Below are 2,899 nucleotides of genomic sequence, written 5' to 3'. Positions count from 1 at the left end.
TCCGAGATCAGCGCCGAGGCTCGGTCGCAGATCACCCGCGACTTCGCCCAGGAGCTGGTCAGCCGCTATGGCGTGGCCGTCGATGTTGCGATCCATGCGCCGCACCGGGAAGGCGATCAGCGCAACCACCACGCTCATGTTTTGACCTCCACTCGTAAGCTGGAAGCCGGGGGCTTCACCACCAAAACCCGCGTGCTCGACTCCGCCAAGACTGGCGGCGTCGAGATCGAGCAGATGCGTGGTCTATGGGCCGAATTGCAGAACCGCGCGCTGGAGCGTGTCGGAGAGGTCGAGCGTGTCGATCACCGGTCGCTTGAGAAGCAGCGCGAGACGGCGCTGGATCGTGGCGACAAGCTGTCCGCCGAGGAGCTGGACCGCGACCCCGAGCTGAAGCTGGGGCCAGCGGCCAATTCCATGGAGCGGCGGGCGAAGGCCATGGCCGAGCGTCAGGGCCGGGAATACATCCCTGTCACCGAGCGCGGGGCCGTGGTCCATGCCGCCCGCCAGGCGCGCGCCGCCTTCCGCGAAATGCGCGAACGCCTGGACATCGCGCGGGAGACCTATGGCATCGAGCGCGAGGCGGGGCAGGGGCGAGTCTCTGCCGGTCTGGCCGCACTCAGGGCTGCGACTTCGAAAGAACGCGGCGAACGCAACCCGGAGGATTTCCGGGAGCGTCTGGCGCGCGTCGTGGACCGGTCACGGGACCAGGACGACACGCCGAAGCCGGAAGGCCGCAATTATGCGCGAGAGCGGCTGAAAGAGATTATGGAAAAGGACGCGGGGCGTGACGGCCAGGCAGCCGTTCACAAGCTGGACGGGTACAGCGAAAATGACCTCGGGGAGGAGGCTGTAAGACCCTCGCGGACCCCGGCCCAGCGTCAAAGGCAGGACCGTTCCGAGGACATCGGTCGCGAGGATCGCAAGCCGTCTGTCAACGACCGCCTGAAGGACGTTTTGAACAAGCCGCGTGAGCGGCTGGAACCGGATAACGACCGCGCGCAGGAGCGCGATGACAACGAGAATGAAAACACGCGGGACAGGGATCGTGGCGACGGCCACAGCCTATGACGTGATCTGACAGAGCAAATAAAGGAGACCGAAAGATGTATGAAGTGTTCAACGTGGGTAAAACGTTGTTGCTGGATGGGCAGCCCATGTCCTTGGTGACGCCCGCAGGTGTCGAGGCCTGGATCGATCAAGGCATCGGCTATAGCTACCGCTACGATCAGGTGTGCGATCCACTCGACGGCCAGATGAATATCGCTGCATCTACGAGAAAGATGGGGCTGATGTGCCGTTCGTGCTGGTCAACAGCCCTAGCAGCGGCGACGGGCGGGTGATCCTGTTCGATCAGAAGCCGGACGCGTAGCCTCTGACTCTGTGATCGGGGGCCACTGATACCCCCGACCGGAAGCGCAGCCCTCACCCTGTTGACATCATCGGTGGTAACCTCTATCGAACCTGTCGAAAGGTGGTCTGATGCATCAATCGATCCTTAAGCGCTGAACCTCAGTGACTCACTGAGCAACCTCGCTGATAGCGAGGTCTTCGGCATGCTTTTAAGGATCAAAGTGATGAAAACCTTGGACACTTTCTCTAGCCTCGACGGATGGCCATCTGCTGCTGCTGCATTCGCGGGCGACTTTCGAACAGGAGATCGCATTCAGACCGCTCCTTGGGGTGGCTACGCGATACTCGGTCACGCGGAGCTTCTATCCCTATCCCGCAACCCTGCTGCTGACGGAATGGCGACCGATACCAACGCGATGTCGGCCGCGCCTGTCCTCGGGCGCATTTTGGACCGTGCGCTGTTCACGCAATCGGGCCCGGTGCATCGGTTGGAGCGTGGCGCGATGATCGCTGCCTTCGCTTCGCTTCCACTTCAGGCATTAACTGACGAAGCTGTGCGCGGCGTTGTGCAAGCTGCGCCTGGAAGAGCCGATCTGCGGGTCGACTTGGTCGAGCGCATTGTCCGCGCTAGCTGGGCAGCCCTTCTCGGGCTTTCTCCGGAGGATGCCCAACGGTGCGAGGCTGCGGTCAAGAAAATGGCTTACCTGCTGTCTCCCAACCCGCGTTCAGACAAGGCCGATTTGGCAGAAGTGGGCGCAATAGATCTCAATGAACTCTGCAAGATCGCCTTGCGTGGTCCGTCTCCATTTGTCGCGTCCCTTCAATCGAGCCTGGGCGCTGACAGAACGGTCGAGCTACTTGCCGGAATCGCCTTCGACGGGATCGAGACAATCGCCGTTGGAATTGACGCCGCGATGCGTGTAGCATTTGCCAACAGCAAAGCCGTTCGTCCGACCTCACGCTGTGCGGACGAGTGCCTGCGCTTGGCAAGTCCGACGCCGTTGACGATGAGGTACACTACCGATGTCATAGAGGTTTGTGACATCGTCATCGAGCCGGGGACACCTCTTGCTATGGTCTGGGCAGCCGGGAACCATGACCCGGATGCGTTTCCCGACCCAGAGCAATTCAACTCCGAGCGATCCTCCCGCCCGCTAACCTTCGGTATGGGAAACCATGCTTGTCTCGGCCATGCCCTTTCCCGGTCGCTCTTGGTACGTCTACTGATGGAGATAGAGCGCCTTCAGCCGGAGAAGGCACCGTTACCGGAGCGCTGGCGCCCTCTCGCAGGCGACTGGTTGTTTCCACTACGGGTTGCAGTGATATAGAAAACGCTTCGAGGAAACGGCGCTAAAGCGGCTGTCTCATCCAGAGGAGCCTGATCGTCTTTTCGACTGGCTTCGAAAGTGTCCTACCGCTGCGACCGGAGCGGTAGGGCGCAGAACAGGCATGAGCTGAGGCGAGACGTAAGTCGAATGTGCCGAAGTTTCGTTTTGTCCGCTCACTGGACAGAAATCCCCTGCCAGAATCCATGGGCAAAAAACGGTCG

General features: G+C 61.1%; 3 protein-coding genes. All 3 read left to right on the top strand.

What is annotated here, in order from left to right:
* A partial coding sequence (locus tag AB9K34_RS09080; RefSeq protein WP_369954109.1) for a MobA/MobL family protein occupies nt 1-1,068 on the top strand: 1,068 nt, incomplete at its 5' end.
* Nucleotides 1,069-1,103: 35 nt separating this feature from the next.
* Nucleotides 1,104-1,340 (top strand): hypothetical protein, encoded by a 237-nt coding sequence (locus AB9K34_RS09075; protein ID WP_369835223.1) that lies wholly within the window; start codon nt 1,104-1,106, stop codon nt 1,338-1,340.
* A gap of 213 nt (nt 1,341-1,553) precedes the next feature.
* Nucleotides 1,554-2,678, top strand: a complete 1,125-nt coding sequence (locus tag AB9K34_RS09070) for a cytochrome P450 (RefSeq protein ID WP_369835222.1) — start codon at nt 1,554-1,556, stop codon at nt 2,676-2,678.
* Nucleotides 2,679-2,899 lie beyond the last annotated feature (221 nt).

It is taken from the genome of Sedimentitalea sp. XS_ASV28, assembly GCF_041224545.1.
Taxonomy (GTDB): domain Bacteria; phylum Pseudomonadota; class Alphaproteobacteria; order Rhodobacterales; family Rhodobacteraceae; genus Sedimentitalea.
Note: the sequence above shows the minus strand (reverse complement) of the source record. Positions and strands in the feature narration are given on the sequence as shown.

What these genes read in the sequence shown, in the direction of transcription:
- AB9K34_RS09075 (WP_369835223.1), top strand. Translation starts at nt 1,104, where the DNA reads ATGTATGAAGTGTTCAACGTGGGTAAAACGTTGTTGCTGGATGGGCAG.
- AB9K34_RS09070 (WP_369835222.1), top strand. Translation starts at nt 1,554, where the DNA reads ATGCTTTTAAGGATCAAAGTGATGAAAACCTTGGACACTTTCTCTAGC.